The organism is Pseudomonas sp. 10S5 (assembly GCF_035019745.1).
Lineage (GTDB): Bacteria > Pseudomonadota > Gammaproteobacteria > Pseudomonadales > Pseudomonadaceae > Aquipseudomonas.
This window is the reverse complement of the sequence record NZ_JASJVL010000006.1, coordinates 207,852-222,428: the sequence shown is the minus strand read 5'-3', so window position 1 is coordinate 222,428 and position 14,577 is coordinate 207,852. Positions and strand designations below refer to the sequence as shown.

14 protein-coding genes and 1 tRNA gene are annotated in these 14,577 nt (G+C 55.3%); 11 read left to right on the top strand and 4 right to left on the bottom strand.

What is annotated here, in order from left to right; translation table 11 throughout:
- Window positions 1–101: 101 nt before the first annotated feature.
- Complete coding sequence (gene hisD, locus QN378_RS08640; RefSeq protein ID WP_323549012.1) at window positions 102–1,409, bottom strand: histidinol dehydrogenase; 1,308 nt, start codon at window positions 1,407–1,409, stop codon at window positions 102–104.
- A gap of 132 nt (window positions 1,410–1,541) precedes the next feature.
- On the opposite strand from hisD, the gene QN378_RS08635 reads away from it, so the two are divergent.
- Window positions 1,542–2,606, top strand: coding sequence for a LacI family DNA-binding transcriptional regulator (locus QN378_RS08635; RefSeq protein ID WP_322201446.1), 1,065 nt, complete (start codon window positions 1,542–1,544; stop codon window positions 2,604–2,606).
- Between the two features lie 5 nt (window positions 2,607–2,611).
- Here the strand turns inward: QN378_RS08635 and QN378_RS08630 are convergent, their stop codons facing one another.
- Together QN378_RS08630 and QN378_RS08625 are read right to left on the bottom strand one after the other, a co-directional pair.
- Entirely contained in the window at window positions 2,612–3,394 is a 783-nt protein-coding gene (locus QN378_RS08630) for an SDR family NAD(P)-dependent oxidoreductase (RefSeq protein WP_322201448.1), read from the bottom strand.
- A 275-nt stretch (window positions 3,395–3,669) separates the two neighbouring features.
- Window positions 3,670–3,754, bottom strand: a tRNA-Leu gene (locus QN378_RS08625).
- Window positions 3,755–3,863: 109 nt separating this feature from the next.
- Between QN378_RS08625 and queA the strand changes: the two genes are divergently transcribed.
- The 6 genes from queA to QN378_RS08595 all read left to right on the top strand — a co-directional run bounded on the left by queA (window position 3,864) and on the right by QN378_RS08595 (window position 9,977).
- Complete coding sequence (gene queA, locus QN378_RS08620) at window positions 3,864–4,934, top strand: tRNA preQ1(34) S-adenosylmethionine ribosyltransferase-isomerase QueA (protein WP_322201450.1); 1,071 nt, start codon at window positions 3,864–3,866, stop codon at window positions 4,932–4,934.
- A 14-nt stretch (window positions 4,935–4,948) separates the two neighbouring features.
- A complete protein-coding gene (tgt, locus tag QN378_RS08615) occupies window positions 4,949–6,064 on the top strand; it encodes a tRNA guanosine(34) transglycosylase Tgt (protein WP_322170764.1) in 1,116 nt (371 codons plus the stop codon).
- A gap of 52 nt (window positions 6,065–6,116) precedes the next feature.
- On the top strand, window positions 6,117–6,449 hold the full coding sequence (gene yajC / locus QN378_RS08610) for a preprotein translocase subunit YajC (protein ID WP_322201452.1): 333 nt from the start codon (window positions 6,117–6,119) through the stop codon (window positions 6,447–6,449).
- Between the two features lie 63 nt (window positions 6,450–6,512).
- Complete coding sequence (gene secD, locus QN378_RS08605) at window positions 6,513–8,381, top strand: protein translocase subunit SecD (RefSeq protein WP_322201454.1); 1,869 nt, start codon at window positions 6,513–6,515, stop codon at window positions 8,379–8,381.
- 9 nt (window positions 8,382–8,390) lie between these two features.
- A complete protein-coding gene (gene secF, locus QN378_RS08600) occupies window positions 8,391–9,302 on the top strand; it encodes a protein translocase subunit SecF (RefSeq protein WP_323549009.1) in 912 nt (303 codons plus the stop codon).
- Window positions 9,303–9,425: 123 nt separating this feature from the next.
- A complete protein-coding gene (locus QN378_RS08595) occupies window positions 9,426–9,977 on the top strand; it encodes a glycine zipper 2TM domain-containing protein (RefSeq protein ID WP_323549008.1) in 552 nt (183 codons plus the stop codon).
- 129 nt (window positions 9,978–10,106) lie between these two features.
- Here QN378_RS08595 and suhB read toward each other — a convergent pair whose 3' ends face one another.
- A complete protein-coding gene (suhB, locus tag QN378_RS08590; protein WP_322201460.1) occupies window positions 10,107–10,922 on the bottom strand; it encodes an inositol-phosphate phosphatase in 816 nt (271 codons plus the stop codon).
- A 143-nt stretch (window positions 10,923–11,065) separates the two neighbouring features.
- On the opposite strand from suhB, the gene trmJ reads away from it, so the two are divergent.
- The 4 genes from trmJ (at window position 11,066) to QN378_RS08570 (ending at window position 14,539) form a co-directional block, all read left to right on the top strand.
- The gene (trmJ, locus tag QN378_RS08585; RefSeq protein WP_322201462.1) at window positions 11,066–11,839 is read left to right on the top strand and encodes a tRNA (cytosine(32)/uridine(32)-2'-O)-methyltransferase TrmJ; all 774 of its coding nucleotides are present in this window, start codon (window positions 11,066–11,068) and stop codon (window positions 11,837–11,839) included.
- A complete protein-coding gene (gene cysE, locus QN378_RS08580; RefSeq protein WP_322201464.1) occupies window positions 11,839–12,615 on the top strand; it encodes a serine O-acetyltransferase in 777 nt (258 codons plus the stop codon). The genes trmJ and cysE overlap by 1 nt, the downstream gene beginning before the upstream one ends.
- 173 nt (window positions 12,616–12,788) lie before the next feature.
- Entirely contained in the window at window positions 12,789–13,280 is a 492-nt protein-coding gene (gene iscR, locus QN378_RS08575; RefSeq protein WP_297833141.1) for a Fe-S cluster assembly transcriptional regulator IscR, read from the top strand.
- A gap of 44 nt (window positions 13,281–13,324) precedes the next feature.
- Window positions 13,325–14,539 carry an IscS subfamily cysteine desulfurase gene (locus QN378_RS08570; protein ID WP_323549006.1) on the top strand — a complete coding sequence of 405 codons (1,215 nt, stop codon included), beginning with the start codon at window positions 13,325–13,327 and terminating at the stop codon, window positions 14,537–14,539.
- Window positions 14,540–14,577 lie beyond the last annotated feature (38 nt).

Here is a 14,577-nt window from a genome sequence, read left to right as displayed (position 1 = left end):
CCTCACGGGGCGTTGATTATCCCGGTGAGGCATTAGAAGCAATGAAGTGCTGGTCATTCCCTTGACCAGATGCTGCGAATCTCAACGATGCACTTCAATCATTATTCCGCAATACCGGCGTAAGGCACATCTTTGTGGCCATAGCGGCGGACGCGGATATTGGCTTGTTCTCCGTGTCCGGAAAAGCCTTCCAGCGCGCACAAACGAGAGCAATACGACCCGATCATTGCCGAGGCTTCGTCATTCATTATTTTCTGATACGTACAGGTCTTTAGAAACTTCCCGACCCACAATCCACCGGTATAACGCGCCGCCTTTTTGGTCGGTAGCGTGTGGTTAGTGCCGATAACTTTGTCGCCAAACGCCACGTTAGTACGCGGGCCCAAGAACAGCGCGCCGTAGTTGCGCATGTTCGCCAAGAACCAGTCTGGGTCCTTGGTCATCACCTGCACGTGCTCAAATGCCAGCTTGTTGGCGATGTCCAACATCTCTTCGTCACTGTCCGCAACGATGATCTCACCAAAATTCTCCCACGCTTTACGGGCGATGGGCGCAGTCGGCAAAATCGCCAACAGCCGCTCAATATGAGCCATGGTGTCGAGGGCCAGCGAATGTGAGGTGGTCAACAGAATGGCGGGGGAGTCCGGACCGTGCTCCGCCTGCCCCAACAGATCCGTCGCACAAATCTCCCCATCGACGCTCTCGTCAGCGATTACCAACGTTTCGGTTGGTCCGGCAAACAGATCAATCCCCACGCGGCCAAACAGCTGACGCTTAGCCTCAGCCACAAACGCATTGCCCGGTCCGACCAGAATATCCACAGGGGATATGGTCTCAGTGCCGATCGCCATCGCACCAATCGCCTGAATACCCCCAAGGCAATAGATCTCATCAGCCCCCGCCATGTGCTGGGCGGCGACGATGGCGTGGGCTGGTTTGCCGTTGAATGGCGGCGCAGCAGTAATGATGCGCGGGACACCGGCTACCTTTGCGGTGATGACGGACATATGGGCAGACGCCAGCAAAGGATATTTCCCACCAGGCACATAACACCCCGCCGCGTTTACCGGCAGATTTTTGTGACCAAGAATAACGCCTGGCAGGGTCTCAACTTCAATGTCGTGGATGCTGTTGCGCTGGTGCTGTGCGAAATTTCGTACCTGAGTTTGGGCAAACTCAATGTCAGCGATGTCTCGTTTGGTCAGTTGTGAATAACACGCCTCAATTTCGGTAGTCGTTAACCGATAGCTGTCACGCTCCATTTTATCGAACTTGAACGCGAGCTCTCTCACCGCCGCGTCGCCGCGCGCCTCAATGTCGGCCAGTATAGTTTCAACTGTTTCACGAACCTGCCGGTCAGCCGATTTAACAGCCTCGATCCCCACGCTTCTCTTCAGCCAATTCGCCATGGTGCTCTCCAGAACTTATTTTTTACGAGTGATTGCATACGTATGCAATCTATCATAAAAGACTGTTGGGTAGTTTGGAAAGGGGTACATGGGTACGATGACGTAATTGTCGTCGAGCAGGATTTAACATTCATGGCTGAAACCATTCGCCGCCCCGTCACTGCGCACGATGTAGCGAGGCTGGCGGGCGTCTCTCAATCTGCGGTGTCACGCACCTACACCAAAGGCGCAAGCGTGGGGCAGAAGACTCGGGAGAAGGTCGAGGCGGCATCGGCAGCACTGGGTTATCGGCCTAACCTGGTGGCTCGGTCCCTCATCACTCGTCGTTCGAACCTTATCGGCGTCGTGGTACCCAGCCTGGAAAATCCGTTTTATTCCAATGTGCTTGAAGCGTTGTCCAAGGCATTTGAAGTTTCTGGATACGGTGTGTTGCTATTTTCCACAGCCGGTAAAGATGACTCCGATCCCGTACTAGAAGAAGTGCTGCGCCATCGGGTAGACGCGCTCATTCTGGTGTCTTCTAGCCTGTCGTCGCATTTCGCGCAAGAGTGCAAACAAATCGGTCTTCCGGTCGTGCTACTCAACCGAAAAAACGACAGCCTGGCGGTGTCCAGCGTGACCAGTGACAACGCTGAAGGGGGAGCGGTCATTGCTGATTTTCTGGTTGCATCGGGCCATAAATCGCTGGCCTTCATCGCCGGCATTAATGGCTCCTCAACCAGTCGAGACCGCGAGCACAGCTTTACAAAACGGCTTGAGGAACACGGGTATAAAGCACCGTTGCGAGAAGTAGGTGACTACACGTTTCAGGGTGCAATGGACGCTACGCGGCGGCTTATCGCCCGCGAAAATCGCCCCGACGGAATCTTTTGTGCAAATGATTTAATGGCCATCGCCGCCATTAACGTGATTGAGCGAGAGTATGGGCTGATCCCAGGGCGAGATATCTCGGTCATAGGCTTCGACAACATCGCCATGGCAGCCTGGCCAGCAGTCGCGCTGACGACTTATCGTCAACCTCTCGACCAATTCGTCCAAAACGCCGTCGACATTATCGAAGCGCAATTGACCAACCGCGCCACACCCGCGATACAAAAAGTACTCGCTGGGCACCTGATCGTTCGGGGAAGTGCGCGGTTGCCGGAGACAGGGTTTGCTGAGGTTGATGGCGAGCGGGTATGGCGGGCGACAGTATAAACCTGCTACTGAGCCGTCCACCCACCATCGATCTTGAGCGACGTACCGGTCACCATTCGCGAAGCTGGCCCCGCAAGATAAAGGGCCGCGCCAACGATGTCTTCCATCTGCGCCATGCGCCCCAGGGGGATTTTTGAGACAAAGCTTTCAATGGCGCCTGGTGCGCTGGCGATTTTTCGGATCATCGGCGTATCCACAAACGTTGGGCAAATCGTGTTGACCCTGATATTGCGGCTTGCAAATTCAATGGCCATTGCTTTGGTCAAACCCTCAACCGCGTGTTTGGTCATGCAATAGGCCGTCCGGTTGGCTGCACCCACATGGCCCATTTGCGAAGACACGTTGATCACCGAACCGCTCTCATTACCCGTGCGCTCCAGCATCTTCGCCACAGCCGCCTGCGCCACTACATAACACGCCCGGATGTTCAGATTCAGCATCTCGTCCAGGTGCTCATCTCGCATTTCCAACATCGGTTCTGGGTAATTGGTGCCTGCGTTGTTCACCAGAATGTCGAGGCTGGGCAGGGCATTGATCATCGCCCTAATGGCCGCGCTGTCCGTCACGTCACATACCACCGTGCGCGCCTGGCCGCCAGCCAGGCAAATCAACTCTGCGACCTCAATCAGCCTGGATTCCGTTCTTCCGACCAGCACCACACCAGCACCCGCAGCACTCAACGTCTGAGCGATACCCGCTCCAATGCCCCCTCCCGCGCCGGTAATAAGTGCTGTTTTACCGTCCAGACGAAAGGACGGCATTCCAAAAAAATCGCTCGACACAACCATGATGACCTCAGTTTTGCATTCGTATGCAATCGATCATATAGAGTTTGGCAGATGAATGAAAAGGTTGAGGAGGTGAGGTTGGTTTGATTGTATTTGACTAAGCAAGACGGATCAGGGAGGGCTTGAGTGCAATCAACTGATTCAGAAATGCCTGCATGCAACAGCTACCAAACGGGCTTTCGCTTTAACCAATCAGTCACCCACAAAAAAGCCCGCTTTCGCGGGCTTCTCGTCTATCTCATACAAGCCGGTAGAGACCTGTACTTACTGCTATTTGGTGCCCCGAGGGAGACTCGAACTCCCACTCCTTTCGAAAACGGATTTTGAATCCGCCGCGTCTACCAATTCCGCCATCAGGGCTTGCTGGCGGCGGAGTATAGAGATGAGGCTACCGTTGGTCAACAACTGTTTCTTGGTGAATTTTAGCTATTTCCGCTAGACTCTACGGCCCTGCTAAACGAACCCCATCATGCGCGTTGCTGACTTTACCTTCAAACTCCCGAATTCCCTGATCGCTCGCCATCCTCTGGCTGAGCGTCGTGGCAGTCGTTTATTGACCCTGGACGGGGTTAGCGGCGCGCTGGCTCATCGACAATTCACTGATTTGCTGGAGCATTTGCGCCCTGGCGACTTGATGGTGTTCAACAATACCCGGGTGATTCCGGCGAGGTTGTTTGGGCAGAAGGCGTCTGGGGGCAAGCTGGAGATTCTGATCGAGCGCGTGCTGGACAGCCGCCGGGTGTTGGCACATGTGCGGTCGAGCAAATCGCCCAAGCCAGGTTCGAAGATTTTGATCGACGGTGGTGGCGAGGCTGAGATGCTGGTGCGACACGACACACTGTTCGAGCTGCAGTTTGCCGAGGACGTGTTGCCGTTGCTGGACCGCGTCGGCCACATGCCGCTGCCACCTTATATAGATCGTCCGGACGAAGACGCCGACCGTGAGCGTTATCAGACTGTCTATGCCCAGCGCTCTGGCGCGGTGGCTGCACCGACTGCCGGGCTGCATTTTGATCAGCCGCTGATGGATGCGATTGCACAGAAGGGCGTTTCAACCGCGTTTGTCACCTTGCACGTCGGCGCGGGTACGTTTCAGCCGGTGCGCGTCGAGCGGCTCGAAGACCATCTTATGCACAGCGAATGGCTGGAAGTCAGCCAGGACGTGGTGGACGCCGTCGCCGCCTGTCGTTTGCGCGGTGGTCGTGTCATTGCGGTGGGTACTACCAGCGTGCGCTCGCTGGAAAGCGCTGCGCGGGATGGTGTGTTGAAACCGTTTAGCGGCGACACCGATATCTTCATTTTCCCTGGCCGGCCGTTTCATGTGGTCGATGCCTTGGTTACCAACTTTCATTTACCGGAATCCACGCTGTTGATGCTGGTTTCGGCATTCGCTGGCTACCCCGAAACCATGGCAGCCTATGCAGCGGCGGTGGAGCATGGGTACCGCTTCTTTAGTTACGGGGATGCGATGTTTATTACGCGTAATCCCGCGCCGACCGCTCCACAGGAATCGGAATCGGCCCCAGAGGATCAAGCATGAGTCGCACCAGTCGTATGTCTTTCGAATTGCTGGCCACTGATGGCAAAGCGCGTCGAGGTCGGATTACCTTTCCACGGGGCGTGGTTGAAACGCCCGCGTTTATGCCGGTCGGCACCTACGGCACGGTGAAGGGCATGCTGCCTCGGGACATCGTGGCCACTGGTGCGCAGATGATTCTGGGTAATACGTTCCACTTGTGGTTGCGCCCTGGCACTGAAGTCATCAAGCGTCACGGTGACTTGCACGACTTCATGCAATGGAGCGGCCCGATCCTGACTGACTCCGGCGGTTTTCAGGTGTTCAGCTTGGGTGCCATGCGCAAGATCAAGGAGGAGGGCGTGACCTTCGCCTCTCCAGTGGATGGCGCCAAGGTGTTCATGGGGCCGGAAGAGTCAATGCAGGTCCAGCGTGATCTGGGTTCGGACATCGTGATGATTTTCGACGAATGCACGCCGTATCCGGCCGACGAAGATGTTGCGCGGATCTCCATGGAACTGTCCTTGCGCTGGGCCAAACGCTCAAAAATTGCCCATGGCGAGAACACCGCTGCGCTGTTTGGCATCGTCCAGGGCGGCATGCACCAGGATTTGCGCATGCGCTCCCTTGAAGGCCTGGATGAGATTGGCTTTGACGGCTTGGCCATCGGCGGTCTGTCTGTGGGTGAGCCCAAGCACGAGATGATCAAGGTGCTGGACTACCTGCCGGGAATGATGCCGGCTGACAAACCTCGTTACTTGATGGGCGTGGGCAAGCCTGAAGACTTGGTTGAAGGTGTGCGCCGCGGTATCGATATGTTCGATTGCGTGATGCCCACCCGCAACGCGCGCAACGGTCATTTGTTCATTGATACCGGCGTGCTGAAAATTCGCAATGCGTTCCATCGTCATGACGATTCGTCGTTGGATCCGACCTGCGATTGCTACACCTGCCAGAACTTCTCTCGCGCCTATTTGCACCACTTGGATAAGTGCGGAGAAATGCTGGGAAGTATGCTCAATACCATTCATAACTTGCGGCATTACCAAGTGCTTATGGCTGGTTTGCGCGAGGCTATTCAACAGGGTACATTGGCCGCCTTTGTGGATGCCTTCTATGCCAAACGCGGGCTGCCAACGCCGCCGTTGGATTGATTGAATACCGATTTTTTGCTGATTTCTAAAAATTTTGTAATTGGAGTGCTAAATGAGCTTTTTTATCCCTTCCGCGTTTGCGGACGCTGCTGCACCTGCCGGTCCTGCTGGTTCGGGTTTTGAATGGATTTTCTTGGTCGGCTTTTTGGTCATCTTCTATCTGATGATCTGGCGCCCACAGTCCAAGCGTGCCAAAGAACAGAAAAACCTGCTGGGTAACTTGCAGAAAGGCGACGAAGTAGTCACCTCTGGCGGCATCGCTGGCAAGATCAACAAAGTCACCGATGATTTCGTGGTTATTGAAGTGTCCGACACGGTTGAACTGAAAATCCAGAAAGGCGCCATCGCCGCCACGCTGCCCAAAGGCACCTTGAAAGCGATCTAAGATTCAGTCTTTTACCAATCGACGGGGCGCGCAAGGCGCCCCGCGTTATAAGCGGGCGGCGTGATGCTGAACAAATACCCTCTGTGGAAATACATACTGATCCTGGCAGTGCTGGTGGTCGGTGTTATTTATTCCGCACCCAATCTCTATCCTGACGATCCGGCTATTCAAATCAGCGGCGCGAGCACTGCGCTTCAGGTGAACCAGGCTGACCTGGACCGAGTGAGCAAAGCGCTCGTCGACGCAGGTATTACGGTCAAAGGCGCGTCTCTGGCTGAGAATGGCAAGGCCGGTTTGTTACGTCTGAGCAAGCAAGAAGACCAGTTGCCTGCCAAGGATGTGGTACGCAAGGCGCTGGGTGATGACTATGTCGTTGCGCTAAACCTGGCTCGGACCACGCCTAAATGGCTGCGCGGCCTGGGTGCAAGCCCGATGAAAATGGGTTTGGACTTGTCTGGCGGTGTTCACTTCCTGTTGGAAGTCGATATGGATAAAGCGCTGGAGGCGCGCCTGAAAGTTTATGACGGCGAAGTCAAAACCTTATTGCGCAAAGAGCGTTTGCGTTACCGCACTCTGCCGTCGGTGGGTGGCGGCATCATGCTTGGGTTTGCTGATGCAGATACTCGCTCGCAGGCCAGTGCGCTGATCCGCAAGAACAACAACGATTTCACCATGACCACCAGCGAGCGCGGCGATCAGTTCGTGCTGCGCTTGGCGATGACGCCGGCGAAAATTGCCGAGATCCGCGAATACTCGATCAAGCAGAACTTGACCACGGTGCGTAACCGGGTCAACGAACTGGGTGTTGCCGAGCCACTGGTTCAACGTCAAGGCGCCAACCGCATTGTGGTTGAGCTGCCGGGCGTGCAAGACACCGCTGAAGCCAAGCGTATCTTGGGCAAGACGGCCAACCTTGAATTCCGGCTTGGCGCAGGTCCCGACGATTCGAAAGCCTCTACCGAGATGTTCGAGTTCCGTGAAGGCGGTCGCCCTGCGGCGCCGGTTGAACGTGGTTTGATCATTACCGGTGACCAGGTTACTGACGCCAAGGCCGGTTTCGACGAACACGGTCGCCCGCAAGTGAACATCAAACTTGATGGTCACGGCGGTGATCTGATGAGTCGTGCGACCCGTAGTAATGTGGGTCGCAGCATGGCGGTCATCTTTATCGAGCAGAAGCCTACAACCACCTACACCAAGCAAATGGTCAATGGCGTCGAGAAAGACGTACCGACACAGACGTTCACTGAAGAGAAAAAAATCATCAGTCTGGCAACCATCCAGTCGCCGTTGGGCAGCCAGTTCCGTATCACTGGCCTGAACGGTCAGGGTGAGGCTTCCGAGTTGGCGCTGCTGCTGCGTGCCGGTGGTCTGGCTGCGCCGATGTACTTCGCTGAAGAACGGACTATTGGTCCGAGCTTGGGCGCAGACAACATTACCAAGGGTATCCATGCGTCGCTGTGGGGCATGCTGTTTGTGTCGCTGTTCATTATTGCGATCTACCGTTTCTTCGGTCTGATTGCTACGGTTGCACTGTCTGTGAACATGGTGCTGCTGCTGGCATTGATGTCCTTGCTGGGTGCCACGCTGACCCTGCCAGGTATTGCCGGTATTGTGCTGACCATGGGTATGGCGGTCGACGCCAACGTGCTGATCTTCTCGCGAATACGTGAAGAAATCGCTGGGGGCATGACCATACAGCGCGCGATCAACGAAGGCTTCGGCCGCGCATTCACTGCGATCCTCGATGCCAACCTGACAACGCTGCTGGTTGGCGGCATTCTCTTTGCGATGGGCACTGGCCCAGTCAAAGGCTTTGCGGTGACCATGTCGCTCGGGATCTTTACCTCGATGTTTACGGCCATCATGGTGACCCGCGCAATGGTCAACCTGATCTATGGCGGACGTGACTTCAAGAAGTTATGGATTTAAGGGGCTGCCATGTTACGTACCATTAACTTTATGGGCGTTCGCAATATTGCGTTCGCTGTCACCATGCTCCTTACGGCGCTGGCGTTGTTCAGCTTCTTTCATAAAGGCCTGAACTACGGTTTGGACTTTACCGGCGGTACGCTCATCGAGCTGACTTACGAACGTGCGGCAGACTTGCCGAAGGTCCGTCAGGAGTTGGAGGCTGCGGGTTATCACGAAGCAGTGGTTCAAAGCTTTGGCGCAACGACGGATTTGCTGGTGCGTATGCCAGGTGAAGATCCGCAGTTGGGCAATCAGGTTGCTGCAGTGCTGCGCCAGACCGGCGCGGACAACCCGGTGACCGTCAAGCGCGTAGAGTTCGTGGGCCCCCAAGTGGGTTCTGAGCTTCGCGACCAAGGCGGCCTCGGCATGCTGATGGCGTTGGGTGGCGTTCTGATCTACCTGGCCTTCCGCTTCCAGTGGAAGTTTGCCATCGGCGCCATCGTCTCCTTGATTCATGACGTGGTGGTTACCGTGGGCATCCTGTCGTTCTTCCAGGTAACGTTTGACTTGACCGTGCTCGCCGCCGTACTGGCAATTATCGGCTACTCACTGAACGACACCATTGTGGTCTTCGACCGGGTTCGGGAAAACTTCCGAATCCTGCGTAAAGCGACTCTGATTGAGAATATCAATATCTCCACCACTCAGACCCTGTTGCGGACCATGGCGACGTCGATTTCGACATTGTTAGCCATTACTGCCCTGTGGGTGTTTGGTGGCGATAGCCTGCACGGTTTCTCGGTTGCACTGTTCATCGGTGTATTAGCGGGTACGTACTCATCGATCTATATCGCCAACGTCGTTCTGATCTGGCTGAACCTCACCACCGAAGACCTGATTCCTCCCGTCGTTGCGGACAGGGCTGATGATCGTCCGTAAGTAATGCTGGTTTGACCGTAAGGGCGTGAGTGTTGAACTCACGCCCTTTTTTGTACTCCAAGGCTAGGATGGCGTGAGACTTTTCTTTTGATAAGCGCCGCGTATTAGTGCCAGGAGGTTCAAGTGAACAAGTCGTTGTTAATTGGTGCGGTGTTGGGCGCTGTCGGCGTGACCGCCGGAGGTGCTATCGCCACCTATAGCTTGGTCAAAGGCGGCCCTGAGTATGCGGATGTGTTGGGTGTTCAGCCTATCAAAGAGCAAGTAAAAACCCCGCGAGAGGTTTGTAAAGAGGTGGCTGTCACTCGTCAGGCGCCGGTTAAGGATCAAAATCAAATATTGGGCAGTGTGTTGGGTGCTGTGGCGGGTGGTTTGCTCGGTAACCAGGTTGGCGGTGGCAACGGTCGGAAACTTGCCACGGTCGCGGGTGCCGTGGGTGGCGGATATGCGGGTAACCGCGTTCAGGAAGGCATGCAGAATCGCGATACTTACACCACCAATCAAACTCGGTGTAATACCGTTAATGACATTAGCGACAAGGTCGTGGGTTATGACGTGAAGTATCAGTTGAACGGCAAAGTTGGTCAGGTCCGTATGGATCGTGATCCCGGCAATCAAATTCCGGTCAACAAACAAGGCCAATTGATTTTGGGGCAAGGTGGCGCCGCAACGCAGTAATTATTCAAAAACGGGTTGGCCGTGAAAAAAAGCACCTTCGGGTGCTTTTTTGTATTTGGTCGCGCAATAAAACAGATCTAGTGATGTAAAAAAACCGGCAAATGCCGGTTTTTATGAGAGCCGTGAGGCTTAGCGCTTCAGCGAGGCAGGTAAGTGCGGTGCGATTGAAGTTAGCACGGCTTTGAAACACTTGGTGTTGCCGGCAACGATGTGGCCTTTTTCAAGGAAGTCGTGGCCGCCAGTGAAGTCGCTCACCAAGCCGCCTGCTTCTTGAATCAGCAGCGCGCCTGCCGCCATGTCCCATTCAGACAGGCCCGACTCCCAGAACGCATCGAAACGACCGGCCGCTACATAAGCGAGGTCGAGACTGGCGGCGCCTGCGCGACGGATACCGGCAGTTTGACCTACCAGGCTGCGGAACATGCCCAAGTAGTTTTCCAAGTTGTCCATTTGACCATCACGGAATGGGAATCCGGTACCCAGCAGGGCGCCCTCCAGACTTTTTCGCTGGCTCACACGCAAGCGACGACCGTTAAGGGCGGCACCACGGCCACGGCTCGCGGTGAATTCTTCTTGGCGAACTGGGTCCAGAACCACTGCATGCTCAAGGCGACCGCGATATTTACAAGCGATGCTGACCGCAAAATGCGGCACGCCTCTTACGAAGTTGGTAGTGCCATCAAGGGGGTCGATGATCCACAAGTATTCGGTACCGTCACCGCTGCCTTCATGCAGGCCGCTTTCTTCGCCCAGAATGCCGTGGGTCGGATAGGCTTTTCGCAGGGCGGTAATAATACTCAGTTCGGCAGCGCGATCAATTTCGGTGACGTAATCCTTCGCTTCTTTTTCGTCGACCTTGATGGTATCCAAGCGCTCGATGGAGCGGAAAATCAATTCACTGGCGCTGCGGGCGGCGCGCAGCGCGATATTCAGCATGGGCTGCATGGACGTTTCACCTAGGTCGTTAAAGAAAGCCGAACATTGTAGGGGCACCGACTGATTATTTCCAGCGCGCATAGCGTCCATAGCGTTAATCGAGGGGGTTCTGTAAGATTTGCTCCCCTTTCTCCCGTCTGTGAGAACTTGCATTGCTGCAAAATATTCGTGTCGTCCTGGTCGGTACCAGTCACCCCGGTAACATTGGTGGGGCTGCGCGTGCCATGAAAAACATGGGGCTTTCACGCTTGGTGCTGGTCGATCCGCTGGATTTCCCTTCCCACGAGGCCGAAGCGCGTGCGTCCGGTGCCAGCGATGTTCTTGCGAACGCCCAAGTGGTGGCGACGTTAGAAGATGCCTTGGTGGGCTGCAATCTGGTGTTGGGCACCAGTGCTCGTGACCGCAGGATTCCCTGGCCGCTGCTTGATCCGCGTGAATGCGGGGTAATGGCTGCAGAACAGGCGGCTGACGGTGCTGAAATCGCATTGGTGTTCGGTCGTGAATACGCTGGGCTGACCAATGAAGAGCTGCAGCGATGTCATTATCATGTGCATATCCCGTCTGATCCCGAGTTTAGTTCGCTGAATCTTGGCGCGGCGGTGCAGGTGCTGTGCTATGAAGTGCGGATGTCGTGGCTCGCGGCCCAAGGTAAACCGACAAAAATTGAGAAGGTGGAAGTCACCTCCACCCGTAGCTCCGAGCCTGTGACCATGGATGAGATGGAGCTGTTTTACGGTCATCTTGAGGCAACTCTGGTCGCTATTGGTTTTCTCGATCCGGAAAACCCGCGTCACCTCATGGCTCGCATGCGCCGCTTGTTCGGGCGCAGCGCCGTTTACCGATCAGAAATGAATATTTTACGCGGCATCCTCACCGAGACGCAGAAAGTGGCGCGCGGCGAGCCTCATAAGCGCAAGGGCCAATGATGTTCAACCGTCTGCGAGAAGATATTCAGAGCGTATTCCATCGAGACCCTGCTGCACGCAATGCGTTCGAGGTGCTGACGTGCTATCCCGGCATGCACGCCATCTGGCTGCATCGACTTTCACGCTGCTTGTGGAATTTGGGTTGGAAATGGCTGGCGCGGATGGTTTCTAATTTCGGGCGTTGGATGACGGGGATCGAGATTCATCCAGGGGCAACCATCGGCCGGCGTCTCTTCATAGATCATGGAATGGGCATCGTGATCGGCGAAACCGCTGAAATCGGGGATGACGTTACGTTGTACCAAGGCGTGACTTTGGGCGGCACCAGCTGGAACAAGGGTAAGCGTCACCCGACATTAGAAGCGGGTGTCGTCGTCGGTGCCGGTGCCAAAGTGCTGGGGCCCTTCACGGTCGGCGCAGGCGCAAAGGTCGGCTCCAATGCTGTGGTCACCAAGGCAGTACCGGCGGGTGCCACAGCGGTCGGCATTCCGGGGCGGATCATTATCAAGACCGATGAAGAGGTAGATGCCAAGCGCAAAGCCATCGCTGAAAAGCTCGGTTTCGACGCCTATGGAATCAGTGAAGACATGCCGGACCCAGTCGCGAAAGCAATTGGCCAACTGCTCGATCACATTCAGGCCGTCGATGCACGCCTTGAAAGTATGGGCGAGGCGCTTAATAAGCTGGGCTGCGATTACAGCTCCAAGGAGCTGCCCGCCCTGCGCGATGAGGTCTTTGAGTGCGTGAAAGACTGCAGCGAAACTAAAGTTGGCTAAGGGCGAGCTCCTGACGCTCATAGACCTAAGGTGCGTGCCAGCGCGCCTAGGCATTTGCTATGATGCTGCCGCTATTTGCGGGTAATCCCGACTAATTTACTAGGTCTTATAGTTGACTTAAACACTCGGGAATAGCATACTCGCCCTCATTCCGAACCTCCGCGGTACATGCCATGCGACTGACTACTAAAGGCCGATACGCTGTAACAGCCATGCTTGATCTGGCGTTACATGCGCAGCGCGGGCCAGTGTCACTGGCCGATATTTCAGAGCGGCAAGGCATATCTTTGTCCTATCTTGAACAGCTTTTCGCCAAACTGCGTCGCAGTAATCTGGTGTCGAGTGTTCGCGGCCCAGGTGGTGGTTACCAGCTGTCCCGTGACATGCAGGGCATCCAGGTTGCGCAGGTAATCGATGCGGTTAACGAATCGGTTGATGCGACACGCTGTCAGGGGCTGGGTGATTGCCATGCTGGCGATACCTGTCTGACCCACCACTTGTGGTGCGACCTCAGTCAGCAAATCCACGAATTCCTTAGCGGTATAAGCCTGGCTGACCTTGTTACTCGCCGTGAGGTGCAAGAAGTCGCTCAACGTCAGGATCTGCGTCGCAATGCGTGCAGAACACCGCAGTTGGATAAGATCGAAACGTCCGCCGTCGAATGACCGTAGATGCATGAGCGGCGCGCCTGCCTGATAGGAGATATTCAATGAAATTGCCGATTTACCTCGATTACTCCGCGACGACTCCAGTCGATCCGCGCGTTGCGCAAAAAATGAGCGAATGCCTGCTGGTTGATGGAAACTTCGGTAATCCCGCGTCGCGTTCGCACGTGTTCGGCTGGAAAGCAGAAGAATCCGTGGAAAATGCCCGCCGTCAGGTCGCTGATCTGGTCAATGCAGATCCACGTGAAATTGTGTGGACCTCAGGTGCCACCGAGTCCAATAACCTGGCCATTAAAGGTGTTGCACACTTCTATTCCAGCAAAGGCAAGCATCTGATCACCAACAAAATCGAGCACAAAGCGGTTTTGGATACCATGCGCCAACTGGAGCGTGAAGGCTTCGAGGTGACGTATATCGAGCCCGGTACAGACGGTTTGATCACCCCGGCGATGGTTGAGGCGGCCTTGCGCGAGGACACCATTTTGGTGTCGGTCATGCACGTCAACAATGAAATTGGCACCATTAACGATATCGCTGCTATTGGTGAACTGACCCGTTCGCGCGGCGTGTTATTTCACGTTGATGCCGCACAGTCCACCGGTAAAGTCGATATCGATCTGGCCAACCTCAACGTTGACCTGATGTCGTTCTCTGCGCACAAAACCTACGGCCCTAAAGGCATCGGCGCCCTCTACGTTAGCCGCAAACCGCGCGTTCGCCTGGAAGCGACCATGCACGGTGGTGGTCATGAGCGTGGTATGCGTTCCGGTACGCTTGCGACTCACCAGATCGTGGGTATGGGTGAAGCCTTCCAGGTTGCTAAAGAAGACATGGCTGTTGAGAGCGTTCGCATCAAAGCCTTGAGCGATCGTTTTTTTAAGCAAGTCGAACATTTGGAAGAGCTGTACGTGAACGGTAGCCAAATCTCCCGTGTACCGCACAACTTGAACCTGAGCTTCAACTACGTTGAAGGCGAATCGCTGATCATGGCGCTCAAGGATCTGGCGGTTTCGTCCGGCTCTGCGTGCACCTCGGCTTCCCTTGAGCCTTCTTATGTATTGCGCGCCCTGGGCCGCAATGACGAATTGGCGCACAGCTCGATTCGTTTTACCTTCGGCCGTTTTACCACCGAAGAAGAAATCGACTACGCCGCGCAGAAAGTGTGCGAGGCCGTTACCAAGCTGCGCGCTTTGTCGCCGCTGTGGGACATGTACAAAGACGGCGTCGACATCTCGAAGATCGAGTGGGCTGCGCACTGACAAGTCGCCAATAAGAGCGACTTTCTGATGAGTGAGGA

Coding starts and splice junctions, on each gene's coding strand:
- iscR (WP_297833141.1), top strand. CDS start 12,789: ATGCGACTGACTACTAAAGGCCGATACGCTGTAACAGCCATGCTTGAT.
- tgt (WP_322170764.1), top strand. CDS start 4,949: ATGTCTTTCGAATTGCTGGCCACTGATGGCAAAGCGCGTCGAGGTCGG.
- queA (WP_322201450.1), top strand. CDS start 3,864: ATGCGCGTTGCTGACTTTACCTTCAAACTCCCGAATTCCCTGATCGCT.
- hisD (WP_323549012.1), bottom strand. CDS start 1,409: ATGGCGAATTGGCTGAAGAGAAGCGTGGGGATCGAGGCTGTTAAATCG.
- cysE (WP_322201464.1), top strand. CDS start 11,839: ATGTTCAACCGTCTGCGAGAAGATATTCAGAGCGTATTCCATCGAGAC.
- QN378_RS08635 (WP_322201446.1), top strand. CDS start 1,542: ATGGCTGAAACCATTCGCCGCCCCGTCACTGCGCACGATGTAGCGAGG.
- yajC (WP_322201452.1), top strand. CDS start 6,117: ATGAGCTTTTTTATCCCTTCCGCGTTTGCGGACGCTGCTGCACCTGCC.
- QN378_RS08630 (WP_322201448.1), bottom strand. CDS start 3,394: ATGGTTGTGTCGAGCGATTTTTTTGGAATGCCGTCCTTTCGTCTGGAC.
- suhB (WP_322201460.1), bottom strand. CDS start 10,922: ATGCAGCCCATGCTGAATATCGCGCTGCGCGCCGCCCGCAGCGCCAGT.
- QN378_RS08570 (WP_323549006.1), top strand. CDS start 13,325: ATGAAATTGCCGATTTACCTCGATTACTCCGCGACGACTCCAGTCGAT.
- secD (WP_322201454.1), top strand. CDS start 6,513: ATGCTGAACAAATACCCTCTGTGGAAATACATACTGATCCTGGCAGTG.
- secF (WP_323549009.1), top strand. CDS start 8,391: ATGTTACGTACCATTAACTTTATGGGCGTTCGCAATATTGCGTTCGCT.